The organism is Streptomyces sp. NPDC006510, from assembly GCF_040611955.1.
GTDB lineage: Bacteria > Actinomycetota > Actinomycetes > Streptomycetales > Streptomycetaceae > Streptomyces.
The window spans coordinates 1-17,810 of record NZ_JBEXPH010000017.1 but is presented as its reverse complement, the minus strand read 5'-3'; the positions used below and the strand labels follow the sequence as shown (position 1 = coordinate 17,810).

Annotated in this window: 18 protein-coding genes and 1 riboswitch; of the genes, 10 read left to right on the top strand and 8 right to left on the bottom strand. The window is 71.9% G+C overall.

What is annotated here, in order from left to right; all coding sequences use genetic code 11:
* Positions 1-61: 61 nt before the first annotated feature.
* From ABZY11_RS08260 to thiO, 3 genes are all read right to left on the bottom strand, one after another.
* The gene (locus ABZY11_RS08260; RefSeq protein WP_356478360.1) at positions 62-874 is read right to left on the bottom strand and encodes a thiazole synthase; all 813 of its coding nucleotides are present in this window, start codon (positions 872-874) and stop codon (positions 62-64) included.
* 2 nt (positions 875-876) lie between these two features.
* A complete protein-coding gene (gene thiS, locus ABZY11_RS08255) occupies positions 877-1,113 on the bottom strand; it encodes a sulfur carrier protein ThiS (RefSeq protein ID WP_356478359.1) in 237 nt (78 codons plus the stop codon).
* Positions 1,110-2,294 carry a glycine oxidase ThiO gene (gene thiO, locus ABZY11_RS08250; RefSeq protein WP_356478358.1) on the bottom strand — a complete coding sequence of 395 codons (1,185 nt, stop codon included), beginning with the start codon at positions 2,292-2,294 and terminating at the stop codon, positions 1,110-1,112. The genes thiS and thiO overlap by 4 nt, the downstream gene beginning before the upstream one ends.
* Positions 2,292-2,405, bottom strand: a riboswitch (TPP riboswitch). It overlaps the preceding gene by 3 nt.
* Positions 2,406-2,456: 51 nt before the next feature.
* Between thiO and ABZY11_RS08245 the strand changes: the two genes are divergently transcribed.
* The 7 genes from ABZY11_RS08245 (at position 2,457) to ABZY11_RS08215 (ending at position 9,141) form a co-directional block, all read left to right on the top strand.
* Positions 2,457-2,801: a hypothetical protein gene (locus ABZY11_RS08245; RefSeq protein WP_356478357.1), complete on the top strand. Its 345-nt coding sequence runs from the start codon at positions 2,457-2,459 to the stop codon at positions 2,799-2,801.
* A 100-nt stretch (positions 2,802-2,901) separates the two neighbouring features.
* Positions 2,902-4,086: an FAD-dependent oxidoreductase gene (locus ABZY11_RS08240; RefSeq protein ID WP_356478408.1), complete on the top strand. Its 1,185-nt coding sequence runs from the start codon at positions 2,902-2,904 to the stop codon at positions 4,084-4,086.
* 127 nt (positions 4,087-4,213) lie between these two features.
* Positions 4,214-5,962: a peptide-N4-asparagine amidase gene (locus tag ABZY11_RS08235; RefSeq protein WP_356478356.1), complete on the top strand. Its 1,749-nt coding sequence runs from the start codon at positions 4,214-4,216 to the stop codon at positions 5,960-5,962.
* Positions 5,963-6,005: 43 nt separating this feature from the next.
* Positions 6,006-6,371, top strand: a complete 366-nt coding sequence (locus ABZY11_RS08230) for an Rv2175c family DNA-binding protein (protein WP_266420400.1) — start codon at positions 6,006-6,008, stop codon at positions 6,369-6,371.
* A gap of 106 nt (positions 6,372-6,477) precedes the next feature.
* The gene (gene thiE / locus ABZY11_RS08225) at positions 6,478-7,131 is read left to right on the top strand and encodes a thiamine phosphate synthase (RefSeq protein ID WP_356478355.1); all 654 of its coding nucleotides are present in this window, start codon (positions 6,478-6,480) and stop codon (positions 7,129-7,131) included.
* Positions 7,132-7,255: 124 nt separating this feature from the next.
* Positions 7,256-8,173, top strand: coding sequence for a methylenetetrahydrofolate reductase [NAD(P)H] (gene metF, locus ABZY11_RS08220; RefSeq protein WP_356478354.1), 918 nt, complete (start codon positions 7,256-7,258; stop codon positions 8,171-8,173).
* A gap of 50 nt (positions 8,174-8,223) precedes the next feature.
* Positions 8,224-9,141: a hypothetical protein gene (locus tag ABZY11_RS08215; RefSeq protein WP_356478353.1), complete on the top strand. Its 918-nt coding sequence runs from the start codon at positions 8,224-8,226 to the stop codon at positions 9,139-9,141.
* A gap of 49 nt (positions 9,142-9,190) precedes the next feature.
* Here ABZY11_RS08215 and ABZY11_RS08210 read toward each other — a convergent pair whose 3' ends face one another.
* The 5 genes from ABZY11_RS08210 to ABZY11_RS08190 all read right to left on the bottom strand — a co-directional run bounded on the left by ABZY11_RS08210 (position 9,191) and on the right by ABZY11_RS08190 (position 15,257).
* Positions 9,191-10,708: an NAD(P)/FAD-dependent oxidoreductase gene (locus tag ABZY11_RS08210; RefSeq protein WP_356478352.1), complete on the bottom strand. Its 1,518-nt coding sequence runs from the start codon at positions 10,706-10,708 to the stop codon at positions 9,191-9,193.
* A gap of 30 nt (positions 10,709-10,738) precedes the next feature.
* Positions 10,739-11,356, bottom strand: a complete 618-nt coding sequence (locus ABZY11_RS08205; protein WP_356478351.1) for a DUF4126 domain-containing protein — start codon at positions 11,354-11,356, stop codon at positions 10,739-10,741.
* A 361-nt stretch (positions 11,357-11,717) separates the two neighbouring features.
* Positions 11,718-12,329, bottom strand: a complete 612-nt coding sequence (locus ABZY11_RS08200) for a TetR/AcrR family transcriptional regulator (RefSeq protein WP_356478350.1) — start codon at positions 12,327-12,329, stop codon at positions 11,718-11,720.
* A 29-nt stretch (positions 12,330-12,358) separates the two neighbouring features.
* Positions 12,359-14,446, bottom strand: a complete 2,088-nt coding sequence (locus tag ABZY11_RS08195; RefSeq protein WP_356478349.1) for a YhgE/Pip domain-containing protein — start codon at positions 14,444-14,446, stop codon at positions 12,359-12,361.
* Positions 14,418-15,257, bottom strand: coding sequence for an ATP-binding cassette domain-containing protein (locus ABZY11_RS08190; protein ID WP_356478348.1), 840 nt, complete (start codon positions 15,255-15,257; stop codon positions 14,418-14,420). Before ABZY11_RS08190 ends, ABZY11_RS08195 begins: the two co-directional genes overlap by 29 nt.
* 169 nt (positions 15,258-15,426) lie before the next feature.
* On the opposite strand from ABZY11_RS08190, the gene ABZY11_RS08185 reads away from it, so the two are divergent.
* The 3 genes from ABZY11_RS08185 to ABZY11_RS08175 all read left to right on the top strand — a co-directional run bounded on the left by ABZY11_RS08185 (position 15,427) and on the right by ABZY11_RS08175 (position 17,499).
* A complete protein-coding gene (locus ABZY11_RS08185) occupies positions 15,427-15,954 on the top strand; it encodes an SAV_6107 family HEPN domain-containing protein (protein ID WP_356478347.1) in 528 nt (175 codons plus the stop codon).
* A gap of 102 nt (positions 15,955-16,056) precedes the next feature.
* A complete protein-coding gene (locus tag ABZY11_RS08180; RefSeq protein ID WP_356478346.1) occupies positions 16,057-16,815 on the top strand; it encodes a methyltransferase in 759 nt (252 codons plus the stop codon).
* A gap of 291 nt (positions 16,816-17,106) precedes the next feature.
* Entirely contained in the window at positions 17,107-17,499 is a 393-nt protein-coding gene (locus tag ABZY11_RS08175; RefSeq protein ID WP_356478345.1) for a DUF3040 domain-containing protein, read from the top strand.
* The last annotated feature ends 311 nt before the right edge of the window (positions 17,500-17,810 follow it).

Below are 17,810 nucleotides of genomic sequence, written 5' to 3'. Positions count from 1 at the left end.
CTCACGGGCCGGGGCGGTCCCGGGGCCGTACTGCAGCCGAGCCGTGACAGGGACACGTTCTTCACGCCGTACCGGCGGCTCGGAAGGCCGGGCGCTCCGGGTCCAGCACCGCACGCCCCTCCACCGGCGACGAGGCCTCGGCGAAGTGGCGGCGCGGAATCCGGCCGGCCCGGTACGCCAGCCGCCCGCCCTCCACCGCGTGGCGCATCGCCGCGGCCATCAGTTCGGGCTCCTGGGCCCGGGTCACGGCGGAAGCCAGCATCACCGCCGCGCAGCCCAGCTCCATCGCGAGCGCCGCATCGGAGGCGGTACCGGCGCCCGCGTCGAGGATCACCGGCACCCGGGCCTGCTCGACGATCAGCCGGAAGTTGTGCGGATTACGGATGCCGAGCCCGGAGCCGATGGGGGAGCCGAGCGGCATGACCGCCGCGCACCCCACGTCCTGGAGCCTGCGCGCCAGCACCGGGTCGTCATTGGTGTACGGCAGCACGGTGAAGCCGTCGTCGACCAGGATCTCCGCGGCGTCCAGCAGCTCGATCGGGTCGGGCAGCAGGGTCCGCTCGTCGGCCACCACCTCCAGCTTGATCCAGTCGGTGCCGAGCGCCTCGCGGGCCAGCCGGGCGGTCAGCACGGCCTCGCCCGCGGTGAAGCAGCCCGCCGTGTTCGGCAGCACGCGGATGGAGAGCCGTTCGAGGACGGAGAGCACCGAGCCCCGCACGGTCGGATCGAGGCGGCGCATCGCGACGGTGGTCAGCTCGGTGCCGGAAGCGGTCAGGGAGCGCTCCAGCACGTCGAGGCTGGGGGCGCCGCCGGTACCCATGATCAGCCGGGAGCCGAAGACGGTGTCGCCGAGGGTGAAGAGATCGTCCGACATGGTCAGCCTCCCTGGACGGCGGTCAGGACCTCGACGCGGTCACCGTCGAGGAGGGCGGTGGCGGACCACTGGCCGCGCGGTACGACGGTCTCGTTGACGGCGGCCGCGACGCCGGAGTGCGCGGCGGTCAGGGTGGCGACCAGGGCGTCCAGGGCGGTGCCCGCGGCGAGGACCCGGACCTCGCCGTTCACGGACACGGAGAGGGACGCCGGCACGGGGCGGGGTGCGGGCTCGGTCATGCGGGCTGCTCCTGACATACGGAGACGGCGGCGGAAGGGAAACGGTGCGGGGTGAAGGGGCGGGCCTGCTCGGGCAGCTCGCCGGTGGTGAGGAGCTCCGCCATGACGTCACCGGTGACGGGGGTGAGCAGCACCCCGTTGCGGTGGTGGCCGGTGGCGAGGTGGAGGCCGGGCAGGGCGGTGGGGCCGAGCAGCGGGGCGTTGTCGGGGGAGGCCGGGCGCAGGCCGGCCAGGGTCTCGGTGAGCGGCAGCTCGGTGATGCCGGGGACCAGCTCGTGGGCGTCCCGCAGCAGCTCGTAGACACCGCCCGCGGTGACCGTGGTGTCCCAGCCCATTTCCTCGCTGGTGGCGCCGATGACCAGTTCGCCGTTCTCACGCGGTACGAGATAGACATGGCTGCCCCGGACCACGGCCCGGACCGTCCGGCTCAGGAACGGCGCGTACCCGGCGGGCACGGTCAGCCGCAGCACCTGGCCCTTCACCGGCCGGACCGGCGGCACCACCTCGTCCGGCAGCCCCGGCAGCCGGCCGCTGAGGCTGCCCGCGGCGAGCACGACCTGGTCGGCCGCGAGCTCCGTGCCCCCGGCGAGCACCGCTCCGGCGGCCCGGTCGCCCACCACGCTCAGCCGCTCCACCCAGTCGCGGTGGAAGACCACCCCGGCCCGCTCGCAGGCGGTCAGCAGGGCGGCGGCCAGCCGGCGGGGATCGATCTGGTGGTCGCCGTCGACCCGCAGACCGCCCCGGACGCCCGGCGCGAGCATCGGCTCCAGACGGCGGCACTCACGGCCGGTGAGCCACTCCGACTCCAGGCCGGACCGCTGCTGCAGGGCGTGCAGGTCCCGCAGATGGGCGCGGTCGTCGGCGTCCAGCGCGACGGCCAGGGTGCCGCAGGCACGGAAGCCGGTCTCCTGCCCGCTCGTCGCCTCCAGCTCGGCGGCGAAGGCCGGATAGCGGGCGGCGGAGGCGACGTTGAGACCCAGCAGCAGCTGTTCGCCGTAGTGGAGTTCGGTGACGGCGGCCAGCATGCCGGCCGCCACTCGGGCGGCACCGCCACCCGGTTCGGGATCGGCGACCGCCGTGCGCAGTCCGCGCTGCGCGGCCCGCCAGGCGATCACCAGGCCGATGATCCCGCCCCCGATGACCAGGACATCGGATCCGTTTCCGTTCCGAGAAGAACGCATGGGCTTCCAGCCCCTCCCTTCGCCGGCATGACCCGGATCAGGTTCGTACGGTCGGAGGCCGCCCCAGCCTCCCTCTCAGCCCGGTGCGTCCGGGCTCCCGCGAGTGTTTTACGTTGGCCACCCTAAACCCCGTCCCCCCGGACCAGTAAGGGAGCAGCCACCGTGGCCCGTTCGCTCGACGGACTCGTCCTGGCACCGGTCGCCGACCAGGCGCCCGGCCAGGTCGGTACCCGTACCCGCTTCACGTACCACGAGGAAGACGGCCGGATCTGGGCCGATTACACGGGCGGCGACGTGGTGCGCGGCCATCTCGTCGGCACCCGGGCCGGCGACACCCTCGACTTCCGGTACGTCCAGCTGAAGCAGGACGGAACGACATCTTCCGGCCACTGTGTCTCCACCGTCGTCGACCTCGCGGACGGCCGGGTCCGGCTGGACGAGCGGTGGGAGTGGGAGTCGCAGGAGGGCAGTGGGACGAGCACCGTCGAGGAACTCGCCCTTTCCTGACGATCTGTCAGGTGCTTAAGGTGTACGGGTGAGCGATCAGCAGCAGTCAGAGCAGCCGGACCGGCGGGCAGGACGCCGCGTCGTCATCGTCGGCGCGGGCATGGCCGGGGTGCAGACCGCGGTGGCCCTGCGGGAGCAGGGCTTCACCGGCCCCGTCACCCTGCTCGGCGCCGAACCGCATCAGCCCTACGACCGGCCCCCGCTGTCCAAGGCGGTGCTGCTCGGCAAGGCCGAGGACTCCGCCTTCGACATCGACTTCGAGGCGCTGGAGATCGATCTGCGACTGGGGCGGGAAGTCACCGGTGTGCGGCCCGCGGCGCATGAGCTGGACACCGCGTCGGGCCCTGTCCCCTACGACGTCCTGGTGATCGCGACCGGTGCCGAACCCGTCGTCCTGCCCGGGGTCGAGGGGGTGCCCGGCGTCCATCTGCTGCGTACCCTCGACGACGCGGCACGACTGCGGCCGGTCCTCGACGAGCAGCACGGCGTCGTGGTCGTCGGCGCGGGCTGGATCGGTGCCGAGTTCGCCACCGCGGCCCGCGCCGCGGGCTGCGCGGTCACCGTCGTCGAGGCCGCCGACCGGCCGCTGGCCGGCGCGATGCCCGCGGAGGTCGCCGCCCCGATGGCCGCCTGGTACGCGCAGAGCGGCGCCGAACTCCTCACCGGGGCCCGGGTCGCCCGCGTCGAGCCGGGCCGGGTGATCCTCGCCGACGGCCGTACGCTCCCGGCCGGAGCGGTCGTCGTCGGAATCGGCGCCCGGCCCGCCACCGGCTGGCTGGCCGGCTCCGGCATCGCACTCGGCCCCGACGGATCGGTGACCGCCGACGAGGCGCTGCGCACCTCGCAGCCCGATGTGTACGCGGTCGGCGACTGCGCCTCGTTCCCCTCCGCCCGGTACGGCGAGCGCCTGCTCGTCCACCACTGGGACAACGCGCTCCAGGGCCCGCGCACCGCCGCCGCCAACATCATCGGGGCAGCCGCCGGTGACGGCCCGGCGCCGATGACGTACGACCCCGTTCCGTACTTCTGGTCCGAGCAGTTCGACCGGTTCGTGCAGTACGCGGGCCACCACGGGAGCGCCGACACCCTGCTGTGGCGCGGCGATCCGGCGGACCCCGCCTGGTCGGTGTGCTGGCTGCGCGACGGCGTGCTGGTCGCGGTTCTCGCCGTCGGCCGTCCGCGCGATCTGGCGCAGGGGCGCAAGCTCATCGAGGCGGGGGCGCGGCTCGATCCGACGCGGGCCGCCGATCCCTCCGTACCGCTGAAGTCGGCGATCCGTCAGTAGCGTGCCGCAGGGCGCACGGGGGTGTCCGGTATGCGGGCAACCCCTTGGGCGGCGACCGAGATTGGTGCACTGTGCATCTTTTGGATCCCTGATTCCGGATCACCGACTCGTTTTCCGAAGGAAGTACATGCCCCGACACAGATGGGTCCGCGCCCTGCGCCGGATCTCCGTGGTCTCGGCCTCGATCGCCCTGGCCGGCGGCGCGTTCGCCGTCCCGGCGAACGCGGGCAGTGCCCCGAAGCCCGGATCCAACCCGGCCGTCGACTACCAGGACCCGGTCGACGCGCTGCCGCCGGTCTCCCGGCCCGACACCGAACACTGCGCCGTGACGGCCGTCGAGCACGACTTCGGCAACACCCTCGGCGGGCCGCCGTACACCACCACGCTCACCCCGCCGGACAAGTGCGCGGGCCCCTGGAGCAAGGTCGTTCTCGACTGGTCGGCCAGTGTGAAGGGGCGTCAGTACGACCGTCTCGCAGGGGTGTTCGTCGGCGGCGCGGAGATCTTCCGCACCAGCACCGCCGAGCCCGACGAGGACGGCATCAGCTGGCACGTCGCCAAGGACGTCACCGAATTCGCGCCGCTCCTCAAGGACCCGCAGAAGCTCCAGCTGGACCTCGGCAACGTTGTCAACGACACCTACACCGGTGTGTACAAGGTCAAGCTGACGATCACGTACTACCGGGCCGACAAGCGCCACCCGGCCGCGCGAACGGCCGACCGGATCGTCCCCCTCGGCGACACCGGGTCCGCCGGCGCCCCCTGGATGAGCGTCGGCAAGGGCGGCTCCACCAACACCGACGTCACCTTCCCGCGCAATCTGACCGGCGCGCGCCTCCAGGTGTACGCACGCGGAGGCGGTTGCGACGAGCAGTGGTTCGACGCGGTCCCCAGCGACCTCGCCGCCACCGCCCCGGACTATCTCTGCGGCGGCGGCCCCTACCGCGAGGTGCAGATCGCCGTGGACGGGCGGCCCGCGGGTCTCGCCCAGCCGTACCCCGTGGTCTACTCCGGCGGCATCGTGCCGACCCTGTGGCGGCCGGTCCCGGCCATCGACCAGTTCAGGACCGAGGCGTACGACATCGACCTCACCCCGTTCGCCGGTGAACTGGCCGACGGCAGGCCGCACACCATCAGCATCACCCCGTACGGCGCGGCCGACAGCTGGATCGTCGACGGTTCGCTCTTCCTCCGTACGGACGCGCACGCGGCCCGTACGAGCGGCAGGGTCACCGTCGACACGCTCACCGACGAGCCGGTGGTGAAGACCGTCCAGACCCCGCGCGCCGACGGCTCCACCCATGTCGCCGTGTCGACCGGACGAGCCTGGAAGATCTCGGGCTACGTCCGGACCTCGAAGGGCCGGGTCGCCACCACCGTCGAGCAGGACTTCTCGTACACCAACGAGGACACGGTCTCCAGGACCGGCCAGCAGCAGACGATGCACCAGCGCGACCACGGCGCCACCACGGTGACGACGAGGACCGGCGGGCACACCGAGGCCCGGCGGCACGCCTGGTCCTACCCCATCGACGTCGACATGGACATCCCGCTCTACGGCGACTACAACAACTACGAACTGAACGCCGCCGTCACCCAGCGCCGAGTGCTCCTCGACACGTCCAGGACGGGCTCCGCGCACCGGTGGCGCACGGACGCGGTCACGGACGACACCGTGGACTCGACCGGCAGCCTCGTCCGCGAGAACGGCACCGTCCGGGCCGCGGACGGAGCGTCGTCCGAGACGTACCGGGGCACCACCGACACCGGGGCCTGCTACTCGCGTTCCCTGACGACCGCGCACGGCTGGGTCACCGGCGACCGGCAGAGCCCCTGCCGGGTCGCCGACGTGGTCCGCGAGGCCCTGAAGGGCTGAGTCCGGGTATCGGCTGTCAGCGCGGGATGGCAGGCTTGTACCCGTGACCGAGATTGACGCAAAGATCGATGCTCTCGTCCCCGCCTGGCTCCACCTGCCCGACATCGCCGAAATGCTCGATGTCGAGGTGACGCGCGTGCGGCAGCTGGTCAAGGAGGGCCAGCTGATCGCCGTACGACGTGGTGAGAACCGGACGCTTCAGGTGCCTGCCGCCTTCATCGACGGCAACAAGGTGGTCAAGGGCCTCTCCGGCACCCTGACGCTCCTGAGGGACGACGGCTACAACGACGAAGAGATGCTGGAGTGGCTCTTCACCCCCGACCCGACCCTGCCGGGTACCCCCGCCCAGGCACTGAGCGAGAATCGCGGCACGGAGGTGAAGCGCCGCGCCCAGGCGCTCGCCGTCTGACCGCCGGCCGCATGTGAGGGGCGGGCCGCGCGACACCGCGCGGCCCGCGTCCCGCACTGCCCGGTGACAACCGCTCCACGACGCTCTCCCAGGGGGGAACCGCACCATGTCCACGCCTCGCGCGCTGCTGTCCGATGCCCGGCTCTATCTGTGCACGGACGCCCGCAGGCGCCAGGGCGACCTCCCCGCGTTCCTCGACGCCGTCCTCTCCTCCGGGGTGGACATCGTCCAGCTCCGGGACAAGGGCATGGAGGCGGCCGAGGAGCTCGACCACCTGGCCGTCCTCGCCGAGGCGTGCCGGCGCCACGGCAAGCTCCTCGCGGTGAACGACCGGGCCGACGTCGCCCATGCCATCGGCTCCGATGTGCTGCACCTCGGCCAGGGGGACCTGCCGGTGCCCGCCGCCCGCGCCGTCCTCGGCGAGGACGTGCTGATCGGCCGCTCCACACACGCCGTGTCCGAGGTCGACGCGGCCGTCGCCGAGCCCGGCGTGGACTACTTCTGCACCGGCCCCTGCTGGCCCACTCCGACCAAGCCCGGACGGCACGCCCCGGGCCTGGACCTGGTGCGGTACGCCGCCTCGCTCGGCCGGCCGCGCCCCTGGTTCGCCATCGGCGGGATCGACGCCGGTAATCTCGACGAGGTGCTGGACGCCGGTGCCCGCCGGGTGGTCGTCGTCCGGGCGATCACCGAGGCCACCGACCCGGCCGCCGCCACCGCCGAGCTGGCCAGGAGGATCCGGGCGCGCGCCGAGGCGTGATCGGGCCGGCCGCCCGGAGGCGATATCCGGCCGACTGTCCGAAGGATGGACAAACAACCAGTCAATTCGGGCAATTCACGCTGGTCCGGTCCTTCGGTCGTCGCGCTCTGGTTAACCTGCCCGTATGGCCCTTGGCACACCATCCACCAGGACAGATCACGCACGCACGGTGCGTGAGTTCCTCGCGACCGGCAAGACCTCGTACTCGTTCGAGTTCTGGGCGCCCAAGACCGAGAAGGGCGAGCGGAACCTCTGGAACGCGCTGCGCCGGGTCGAGGCGGTGCGGCCGAGCTTCGTCTCCGTGACGTACGGGGCCGGCGGCTCCACCCGGGCCGGCACGGTGAAGGCCACCCAGCAGATCGCGGCCGATTCCACCCTCACCCCGGTCGCTCACCTCACGGCGGTCAACCACTCCGTCGCCGAGCTGCGCAACATGATCGGACAGTACGCGGACGCCGGGATCCGGAACATCCTCGCCGTGCGCGGAGACCCGCCGGGCGACCCGATGGGTGAGTGGATCGAGCACCCGCAGGGCGTGCGGTACGCGGCCGATCTCGTCCGGCTCATCAAGGAATCCGGTGATTTCTGTGTCGGCGTCGCGGCATTTCCCGAGAAGCACCCGAGATCGACCGACTGGGACACCGACATCCGGCATTTCGTGGACAAGTGCCGTGCCGGTGCCGACTATGCGATCACCCAGATGTTCTTCAATCCGGAGGACTATTTGCGTATGCGTGACCGTGCGGTCGCTGCGGGTTGCGAAACCCCGATCATCCCCGAAGTCATGCCGCTGACCAGCGTCAAGCAGCTCGACAGGTTTGCGCAGCTCAGCAACGCGTCTTTCCCCTCGTCCCTGAAAGAACGGATCCTCGCCGCCAAGGACGATCCCGCCGCTGTACGCTCCATTGGAATCGACTTCGCAACTCAGTTCTGCGCGAGGCTGCGATCCGAGGGTGTGCCCGGACTGCACTTCATCACGCTCAACAACTCGACGGCGACGCTCGAAATCTACGAGAATCTCGGACTGCACAAGCAGTCGTGACCGGCCGTACCCGCCGTGACCCGGGGCGGTGGCCGTAGGAGGGGGCGGGCATGGGCTGGACGGTCCTCTACATCGCGTTCGGAATCGTCGCGCTGTGGCTGCTCGGCGAGGTGCTCCTGCAGTACAAGGCGCGCCTTCGCTGGCGTCTGCTCGCCTTCGCGGGCTTCGGCTGCGTGGTCGTCGGCGTGCTGATGCCGTCGGTGCTCGTCATCGTCCTCGGCACGATCGCCTTCGCGACCGGCCAGACGTACGTCACGCTCTCCTTCCGGCGCGGCTTCTCCACCGGCTGGGCCATAGGGGGCCGCCCCGGCGAGAGCCGTCGTCGCCGCGGCGGCCGCGACCGGGAGGGCCGCGGGCCCACGCTCCAGGTGTCGGACCTGGAGATGGCGTACGACGAGCAGGCCCCGCAGCGCGCGGACGCCGAGGCTCCGGCGGCCGCGGTCTACGCACCCGAGCCGATGCCGGACGACACCGGGCAGTACGGCGTCTACTCCGACCAACACCACTCGCAGCAGGGGAGCCAGGAGGAGCAGCCCCGGCAGCAGCCCCAGTACGCCGCCTACGACCCGTACGCCGACCCCTCCGGGTACGGGGCGCCGGGCCAGGACACGCACGCCGGTCAGGACCCGCTCGCCGGGCAGTACGACTACGGCACCGAACGGCAGCAGTACGCCGCCTACTCCGACCCGTACATCGGGACCGGCACCACCGGCGGCTCCGCGCAGTACGACGCGTACGACAGCTACGGCAACGGCTACGACAGCTTCGGCGGCCGGCAGGAGTACACCGCCGACCCCTACGCCCAGCAGTACGCTCCCGAGACCCCGCCGGGCGGTGTCTGGGTGCCTCAGCAGCGCGAGGGCGAGCAGTACCCGGTCACACCCCCGGAACAGCCCGCACAGCCCGCCCCGTACCCGAACGGCTACAACAACGGCAACGGCTACGACGAAGAGCAGTACCGCTACTGACGACGGGCAGGCCGCCGGACCGGACGGGTTCGGCAGCGGGCCCACCGGGTCACTGCGAGCCCCGGAAGCCGTCGCCCTCCACGATCAGTCCGGCGACCAGCGCCCCCGACATGCCCGCGTGGGCGAGCCCGCCGCCCGGATGCGACCAGCCGCCCGCGGCGTAGAGCCCCGGCAGCCGGGTGCGGTTGCCCGGACGCAGATACGCTCCGCCCGCCCCGGCCAGCGCGGGCGCGGGCACCGAACCGCCCTCGGCGCCGGTCTCGGCAGCCGTCTCGGCCGGCGTCCGCACCTCGGCGCGGAGCAGCCGCTCCCGTATCCCGGGCACGGCCGCGGCCGCCGCCTCGATCAGCGAATCGGCGCACCGCTCGCGCAGCGCCGGGTCCGTCCAGTCCACCGCCCCGTGCGGGGCGACCGTCGCCATCAGCGTCACCGCCTCGTGCGCGTCGTCCGGGCGGGTCGACGGGTCGTCCGGGCGCAGCACCGTCACCGTGGGGCGCTCGGCGAGCCGTCCGCCGAACACCGCCTCGCGCTCCGCCGCGCCGTCCTCGGGATGCACCAGCGTCCGGTGCACGGTGTCCGAGGGCCGGGCGCCGCGCAACGAGAGCAGCATCAGGAACCGGCCCGGCACCATCCCTTGTCCCGGCCGGGGACGCGCCGTCACATCGTCGTCCTGCCACAGCTCCTGACCGGGCACCAGGCCCGGCCACGGCCGGGCCCCCAGCACCACATGGCCGGCCTCGGCGACCGTCCCGTCCACCAGCTCGACGCCCGTCGCCCGGCCGTCCTTCTCGACGACCCGGGCCACTTCGCCGCCGAAGACGAACTCCACCTTCCGGGCCAGGCACCGCTCGTACACCGCCTGCGCCAGGGCCCGCATCCCACCGGAGACGTACCAGCTGCCGAAGGTCTCCTCCATGTACGGCAGCAGGGCGGCCGCCGCCGGTGCGCGCTGCGGGTCGAGCCCGTACGACAGGGCGTATCCGTCGAGGAGCGCGGCCAGCCGGGGGTCCGCCAGCTCCCACGCGCCGATCTCCGCGACCGTGCCCGCCTGCCGGGCGGAGCGCAGCAGGCGGCGCTGCCGGAGCGCCGGATACGGATCACGGCCGAGCACCTGCCGGTCGGGGCGCAGGGGCTCCTCCAGGAGCGGACGCCGGGACCGGTCCCAGGCATCGCGCGCCCGGTCCAGGAACCCGCCCCAGGCCGCGCCGGCACCGCCACCGAGCGCGTCGTCCAGCGCGGAGACGACCCCGGCCCGTGAGGCATTCGGCAGCGAGACCGCCGTGCCGTCGGCGAACAGATGACGGCTCGCCGGATCGACCTGGGTCATGGTGACGCACCGCTCCAGCGGCTCCTTGCCGGTCTTCACGAACAAGTCGCGGTAGACGGCGGGCAGATGCAGCAGCGCCGGACCGGTGTCGAAGGCGAAGCCCTCATGGGCATACCGGCCGACCGAACCGCCGAAGGTCTCCGACCGCTCGTACACTGTCACCCGGTGGCCTGCCACGGCCAGTCTGGCGGCCGCCGCCATCGCGCCCATCCCGGCGCCTATCACCGCAATACGTGCCATGTCAGTGACCTTAACGGCCACCACCGACAGTCACTCCGCCGGCCAGTGCGAACCCGTCCCGGCCAGGCGTTTCTCCTCCCGCCGCTGAGCTCTTCGGCGCAGGAACCGGCGGATTCTGGAGGCCAGGAAGGCCACCGTCACCATGCCCAGCAACAACAGCGTCCCCGCGATGACCGCGGCCACCACCGGATGGAATATCGCGAAGGTGACGATCCCGGCGACGCCCAGGTCCTCGGCGATGCTCACGGCGATATTGCTGAACGGCTCGGGGGAGGAGTTGACCGCCATCCTGGTGCCCGCCTTCACCAGATGGCTCATCAGCGCCGTGGAACCGCCGACCGCAGCGGCCGCGAGCTGCGGCAGCGAATCGCTCTCGCCGGCCAGCAGCGCGGCCACGACGGCACCGGCGACCGGCCTGATGACGGTGTGCACCGAGTCCCAGACCGAGTCCATGTACGGGACCTTGTCCGCCACCACCTCGCACAGGAAGAGGACCGCGGCCACGACGAGGACATCGGTGCGTTGCAGCGACGCGGGCACCTCGTCGGTCAGACCGGTCGCGCCGAACACACCGAGCAGCAGGACCACCGCGTAAGCGTTGATCCCGCTGGCCCAGCCGCTTGTGAACACCAGAGGAAGTACGGACACGGACGCGATCGTAACCAGATGGAGCAACACCCGGGGTGGGGTTCGGTGCGCAGCTCTGAGTATCCGTACCTAGGCGAGGAGATGAGTAGCTGTGCGGATGGGTTCCCACCTGCGCGGACGGGAGAGTGGAACACACGGAAGGAGCGCGGCTCCGGTACCGCCGGCACGGGGCGGCGGAACGGTCGCGGCGCTCCCTCCGGAGCGGGGGATCACAACGGAGGGCCCGGGGACCACGGGGGAGAACGGGGTCACGGGGAAGGCTCTCCGGCAGCACGGAAGACGCCGGTCCGGCGGAGGCTCGGGGGGATCGAGCCTCTCCGGGCCGGCGTCTTCCGTGCTGCCACGCTCCCGGCCGGGCGGGTCAGCGCCCGCTGACCCGCCCGTGCAGGAGCAGCGACAGCGCCGAGTGCACGTCGTCGATCGAACGCTCCGGCTGGAACGCCTGCCAGTCCAGGGCCGCCACCAGCACCATGCCGACCAGCGCGGCGGCCGTGAGCGGGATGTCGATCTCCTCGCTCAGCTCTCCGTTGCCCACGCCCTCGCGCAGCACCCCCTCGACCACCGCGACGGCTTCCTGACGTACCACCAGGAGGGTTCCCTGCCAGGCCCGGTTGGTGCGCCACAGCTCCGCGACGTAGAGCTGGGTGAAGGCCGGATAGCGGTCGATGAAGACCAGACCGGCCCGGATCATCGCGTCCAGGGACTCGACCCGGGTGCCGCCGCGACCCTCGGTCTCCTCGGCCGCGGAGCGCAGCGAGGCCGTGAGCAGTCCGACGCCGTGCCGCAACAACTCCTCGAAGAGCTCGGTCTTGCTCTTGAAGTTGTAGTAGACCGTGCCCTTGGCGACCCCGGCGCGCTCGGCGATCTCGTCCACCGTGGTCGCCGAGAAGCCCTTCTCGGCGATGAGAGTCACGGCCGCCTCGTAGAGCTTCTGCCGGGTGGCCCGGCGACGCGTGGTGCTACTGCTTTCCATGACCCCGATTCTCACAGGTTCCGGCGCGCTCACAGGCTCAGCTCCGGGTGGAGCCGGTCCAGGGTCCACACCTGCTTGCGGCGTGCGGCGACCGCGGTCAGGGCGAGCGCCCCCACCGTGAAGGCCAGCAGCACCGCACTGCCCTGCCAGACCGGGCCCAGGCCGCCGCCCGTGATCAGCCGGCGCAGCCCCTCGACGACGTAACTCATCGGCAGGTAGGGGTGGATCGCGTTGAAGAACCCGGGGCTGGTCTGGACGGGATACGTTCCGCCGGCCGAGGTCAGCTGGAGCATCAGCACCGCCAGCACGAGTATCCGTCCCGCGGCTCCGAACCGGGCGTTCAGCCACTGCACGATCGCCGCGAAGCAGCAGGTCACCAGTGCCAGGAAGCCGACCGTCCCGGCTGCGCGGGTCATCTGCAGACCGAGTCCCCAGTGCAGTACGGACATCAGGGCGGCCACTTGCAGCAGGCCGATCGCGGCCACCGGCAGCCAGCCCGCGAAGGCGATCCGCCAGGCGGAGGCCCCGGCGGCGAGCGCACGCCGGTTGAGCGGCTGGATCAGCATGTAGGCCACCATCGCGCCGACCCAGAGGGAGAGCGGGATGAAGTACGGCGCGAAGCCGGTGCCGTAGTTGGGGGCCGCGTGCAGCGACTGGGAGGCCAGTTGCACCGGGTCGGCCATGACACCCGTACGGGCGTCGCGGTCCTTCTTGTCGTAGTCGGGGATCTTGCCGACACCGTCGTTGAGCCCCTGGGCGAGGGTGGTCGAGCCGTCGCCGAGCCGGATCAGCCCGCCGTCCAGGTTCGTCGCGCCCTTCTTGAGATCGCCCACGCCGGAGTCCAGGTCGGCGGAGCCGGTCCGGGCCGTGGCCAGGCCGGTGTGCAGGTCGTCGGCCCCCTTCGCGACCTTGTGGGCGCCGGTGTTGAGTGCGTTGATCTTCTTGACGGCGGACTTCAGGTCCTCGTCCAGGTGCGGCGCACGCTCGGCCAGGTCGTCGGCCTGCCGCTGAAGCGTGGTCAGTTGGGTGCGCAGCTTCTTCAGATCACCGTTCTGGTTGGTCACCAGCACGTTCACATCGTCGGCCACGCCGGCGACATCGGCCGCCGCGGTCTTGGCGCGCTTCAGCGGCGGGCAGACGGTGGCGTCGGGGACCGGCTCGTCGGTGCAACTGGTGCGGTAGATCTCGGCCAGGTCGTCGGAGGCCGTGTGCGCGGCGGTGGCCGCGGTGGGTGCCGCCTTCACCAGCAGGTCAAGGTTGTCCCGCACGGTCTTCGAGGAATCGGAGACCAGTCGGGCGGTGTCGCCGATCGACTTGCCGTTGTCCTTCAGGAACGGGCGGACGTCCGCCGCCACCCCGTTCACCTTGTCGGCGAGTTGCTGAGTGCCGTCGGCCACCTGCCGGGAGCCGGTTTCGAGGTCGCCCGCGCCCTTGTTCAGCTTGACGATCCCGCCGGCCAGCCGGCCGCTGCCGGCCTTGGCGTCCTTCAGCCCGTCCGCGAGATCCTGCGATCCCTTCTTGGCCTTGCCGATGCCGCCCTTGAGGTCGTCGGCGCCCTTGGCGGCCTTCGCCGTCGCGTCGTGGAGGTCGGAGAAGTTGATGAAGATCCGGTCGTAGAAACCGCGCGAGGCGTTGGTCGACGCGGCGGTGCGCACCTCGGAGAAGACCGTTCGGGAGATCTGCCCGACGATGTAGTTGTTGGCGTCGTTGGTCCGCACCTGGAGGGCGCCGGTCTCGGGGGAGTCACCCGAACTGGACGCGATCCGCTTGCTGAAGTCCGACGGCATGGTGAGTGAGAGGTAGTACGTGCCGTCCTCGACACCCTTGTCGGCCTCGGCGGAACTCACCTCGTGCCAGTCGAAGACCTTGGAGTCGAGGAGCTTGCCGGTGATCTCGTCGCCGGCCGAGACGCGCTTGCCGGCCGCGGTGGCGCCCTTGTCGTTGTTGACCAGCGCGACGGGGATCTTGTCGAGGCGGCCGTACGGGTCCCAGAAGGACCACAGGTACAGCGCGCCGTAGAGCAGCGGCAGGAGGAGCAGCGCGACAAGTGCGGCGCGCGGCAGCTTTCCCCTGCCGAAACGCTTGAGCTCAAGCGCGGCCAGTCTCGGCGAACGCATCGGCCGTTCCTTCCTCGGTCGTGTTCTCCCCGGTCGTGCCGTCGTCCGCGCTGCTCACGCCGGCCCCGTCGGTGCTGTCTGCGTTGTCGGTGCTGTCCGTGCTGCCGGTGGCGTCCGTGCTGACCATGCGCAGGGTGATGGCGTCCTCGGGCGCCTGGCTGCAGACGGCGAGCACGGTCGTGCCGCTGTCCGCGATGGACCGCAGCAGGTCCCAGGCCTCTGCGCGTTCGGCGTCGGAGAGCTTGAGATCGGTGTCGTCCACCGCGAGCAGCCGGGGGTTGCCGATCAGTGCGAGGGCGACGGAGAGCCGCAGCGCCTCCAGCCGCTCCAGGTCCCGTACGGAGGTCCGTTCGGCCTTGGGCAGGGTGGCCGGGTCGAGTCCGGCGGCGTCCAGCGCCGCGTCGATCCGCCCTTGGGCAGTGGCGATCCGCTCGGCACGCGGGCGCAGCAGGGCGCGCAGCGAACCGTCGAAGCGGCGTTGCAGCAGGGCCCGCTCGCGCAGGTGCTCGGCGACGGTGAAGGCCGGGTCGAGCTCGCTGACCCCGGGGACCGGGCCCAGTGCGGCGATGCGGCGTACGGCGGCCATCTTGCGCGGCAGGCGCAGTCCGCCGACCTTCGCCCGGCCCTCGGTGGGGCGCATCCGGCCGGTGAGAGCGAGCAGCAGGCAGGTGCGGCCCGAGCCGGACGGGCCCTCGATGGCCACCAGAGAACCGGGCCCGGCATCGATCCCCATGCCTTGAAAGGCCCAGCCGCGCGGCCCCTTGAGGCCGAAGTCCTCGGCGGTGACGGATGCCCCGTGCGGGCTGTCCACAGACCCTCCCCCTTGTTTTGGACTGACCGGTCAGTCCAAAAAGGTAGCCCGAACTTGCGGACGAAGCAAAAGGGCAGGTCAGGGAGGGGTCGAGACCAATTGTCAGTGGTGCCCCTCACGATGGATACATACGGCCACGGAGCCGTTACACGAGACAGGAGGTTTCGTCATGGCCCACTCGTCCGCAGCAGCCGCACCCCGGCGCCGCGCAGACGGCCCTGCCCCCTCACTGACCGGCCCGGCAAGCGATGTCCACCCCGTTCTGCGCCGCACCACGGCGCCGCCCGCCGCCCTCGATCTGCTCGCCCAGGCCCGCACCGGCCTCGACGAGGCCGCCGTTCTCGATGTGCCGAACGAGCGGTATGCCACCGCCCACCTCGCAGCGCTGCGCACCGCGGCCGCGGTGCTCGCCGCGCGGGGCCGCCCGGAGACGTCCAAGCGGCGCCGGGAGCGCATCCGCAGCGCCTGGGAGGTCCTGCCCGAAATAGCCCCCGAGCTGACCGAATGGAGCGCGCTCTTCGCCTCCGGCGCCCGCCGCAGGGCCCGCGCGGAAGCCGGGATCCCGGGTGCGGCCAGCCGGCGGGACGCCGACGACCTGCTGCGGGACGCGGCGATGTTCCTGCGTCTGGTCGAGCGGCTGCTGGTGCTCCAGCCGGTGCTCCCACAGGCCAGGAGGGAGCGGCCCGACGCGGGATGACGGCAGCGGCGGCGCGAGGCAATAGGGTGGGTATTGCTCGTACCACCTGCACTGTTCACGCTCCGCCGTCAGCGGCGGCACCGTGCCGAGGAGTCATCTGTCGTGTCGGACCAGCTGCGCCCCCGCGCCTCCCTCCGTACCGCCGTGGTCTGGGAGGTCCTCAAGGACGCCCTCGACCGCCGGGTGAAGGCGACCGGCAGGGACGCCCTGGACGTCCTGGACACCGGCGGCGGCACCGGCAACTTCGCGGTGCCGGTTGCCCGTCTCGGCCACCGCGTCACCGTCGTCGACCCCAGCCCCAACGCGCTCTTCGCGCTGGAGCGCCGCGCGGCCGAGGCCGGGGTCGCCGACCGGGTCCGCGGTGTCCAGGGCGATATCCACGGCCTGTTCGAGGTGGTCGAGCGCGGGGGGTACGACGCGGTGCTGTGCCACGGCGTCCTGGAGTACGTGGACGACCCCGCCGAAGGCGTACGCAACGCCGTGGCAGCGCTCCGGCCGTCCGGTGCGCTCAGCCTGCTCGCCGCCGGGCTCGGCGGTGCCGTCCTGGCCCGCGCGCTCGCCGGTCACTTCACCGAGGCCCGGCAGGCGCTCAGCGACCCGGCGGGCCGCTGGGGCGAAGGAGACCCGGTGCCCCGGCGCTACACCGCGGAGCAGCTCACCGAGCTGGTCTCCGGGGCCGATGTCGAGGTCGGTGCGGTCCACGGCGTGCGGGTCTTCGCGGATCTTGTGCCGGGCGTGCTGGTGGACACGGAGCCCGGTGCGGTGGAGGCCCTGCTCAAGCTGGAGTCCGCCGCGGCCGAGCTGCCCGCCTTCCACTCGGTCGCGACGCAGCTGCACGTTCTGGGCACGAAGCGCGCCTGAGCGCGGTCCGGTCCGGTGGCGGCCCGGCCGCAGCGCGGCTGATCAGCGACGCAGCGGCAGACGGAGTACGCACCAGGCCCCCCGATCGGGGGCTGCGCCCCGTATGATCGGGGGACACCATCCGGCATGACGGATCGGAGGTTGGGGAATCAACGCCTCAGCAGCTGAGCCGTTGTGGCGGCCCGGACTGGCTGATGGGCAAGAAGGCGGGTTTCACGGGGGCGATTCCCTGCCTATCCTGGAAGGGCCGCATACCGGCCGCCCCCCGCGGCCGACGACGAGGAGGACTCCGTGCCGCTCTCGGAGCACGAGCAGCGAATGCTCGAGCAAATGGAGCGAGCGCTGTACGCCGAAGATCCCAAGTTCGCGACAGCGCTCGAGGGAAGCGGGCTGCGTACGTACACCCGGCGACGGGTCTACCAGGCGGTCGCAGGCTTCCTGGTAGGTATCGCGCTCCTCATGGCCGGAATGGTCGCCCAGCAGATCTGGATCAGCGTGGTGGGTTTTCTCGTCATGCTGGGCTGTGCGGTCCTGGCGGTCACTGGTTGGCGCAAGGCACCCAAACCGGGCGAACATCCGGCAGCCGGAGGCAGCGGCGAGCGCGGTCGGCCCAGGCAGCGCCGGACCGTGATGAACCGCATCGAGCAGCGGTGGCAGCGCCGCCGCGACGAGCAGGGTCAGTAGGCCCTCGGACACACTTGGGTGAGGGGCGGCCGCGTGGTGGCGGCCGCCCCTCACGTATGCCCGGGACCGGCCGCCCGTGGTGGCCGGTCCGGGGCTGACTTCTTTGCGGACGGGCCCTGGTGTGGACACGACCTGGTGCGGGCGGGCCCGAGGGAGCCTCGGGCCCGCCCGCTGCCGGCGCGAAGGCCGCCTGCGGGGTATCCCGGGCAGCTACCGGAGCGTCCGGCGACAGGGGGCCGGTGGCGGGCCGCAGACCACGCCCCCGGTCACCCCCTGCCGGTGGGCGGTCATCCCTGCTGGCGCGACGGTCG

Excerpts from the sequence above, each read along its gene's own strand:
- ABZY11_RS08210 (WP_356478352.1), bottom strand. The coding sequence starts at position 10,708 with ATGGCACGTATTGCGGTGATAGGCGCCGGGATGGGCGCGATGGCGGCG.
- thiS (WP_356478359.1), bottom strand. The coding sequence starts at position 1,113 with ATGACCGAGCCCGCACCCCGCCCCGTGCCGGCGTCCCTCTCCGTGTCC.
- metF (WP_356478354.1), top strand. The coding sequence starts at position 7,256 with ATGGCCCTTGGCACACCATCCACCAGGACAGATCACGCACGCACGGTG.
- ABZY11_RS08235 (WP_356478356.1), top strand. The coding sequence starts at position 4,214 with ATGCCCCGACACAGATGGGTCCGCGCCCTGCGCCGGATCTCCGTGGTC.
- ABZY11_RS08260 (WP_356478360.1), bottom strand. The coding sequence starts at position 874 with ATGTCGGACGATCTCTTCACCCTCGGCGACACCGTCTTCGGCTCCCGG.
- thiE (WP_356478355.1), top strand. The coding sequence starts at position 6,478 with ATGTCCACGCCTCGCGCGCTGCTGTCCGATGCCCGGCTCTATCTGTGC.
- ABZY11_RS08215 (WP_356478353.1), top strand. The coding sequence starts at position 8,224 with ATGGGCTGGACGGTCCTCTACATCGCGTTCGGAATCGTCGCGCTGTGG.
- thiO (WP_356478358.1), bottom strand. The coding sequence starts at position 2,294 with ATGCGTTCTTCTCGGAACGGAAACGGATCCGATGTCCTGGTCATCGGG.
- ABZY11_RS08200 (WP_356478350.1), bottom strand. The coding sequence starts at position 12,329 with ATGGAAAGCAGTAGCACCACGCGTCGCCGGGCCACCCGGCAGAAGCTC.
- ABZY11_RS08185 (WP_356478347.1), top strand. The coding sequence starts at position 15,427 with ATGGCCCACTCGTCCGCAGCAGCCGCACCCCGGCGCCGCGCAGACGGC.
- ABZY11_RS08240 (WP_356478408.1), top strand. The coding sequence starts at position 2,902 with ATGGCCGGGGTGCAGACCGCGGTGGCCCTGCGGGAGCAGGGCTTCACC.
- ABZY11_RS08195 (WP_356478349.1), bottom strand. The coding sequence starts at position 14,446 with ATGCGTTCGCCGAGACTGGCCGCGCTTGAGCTCAAGCGTTTCGGCAGG.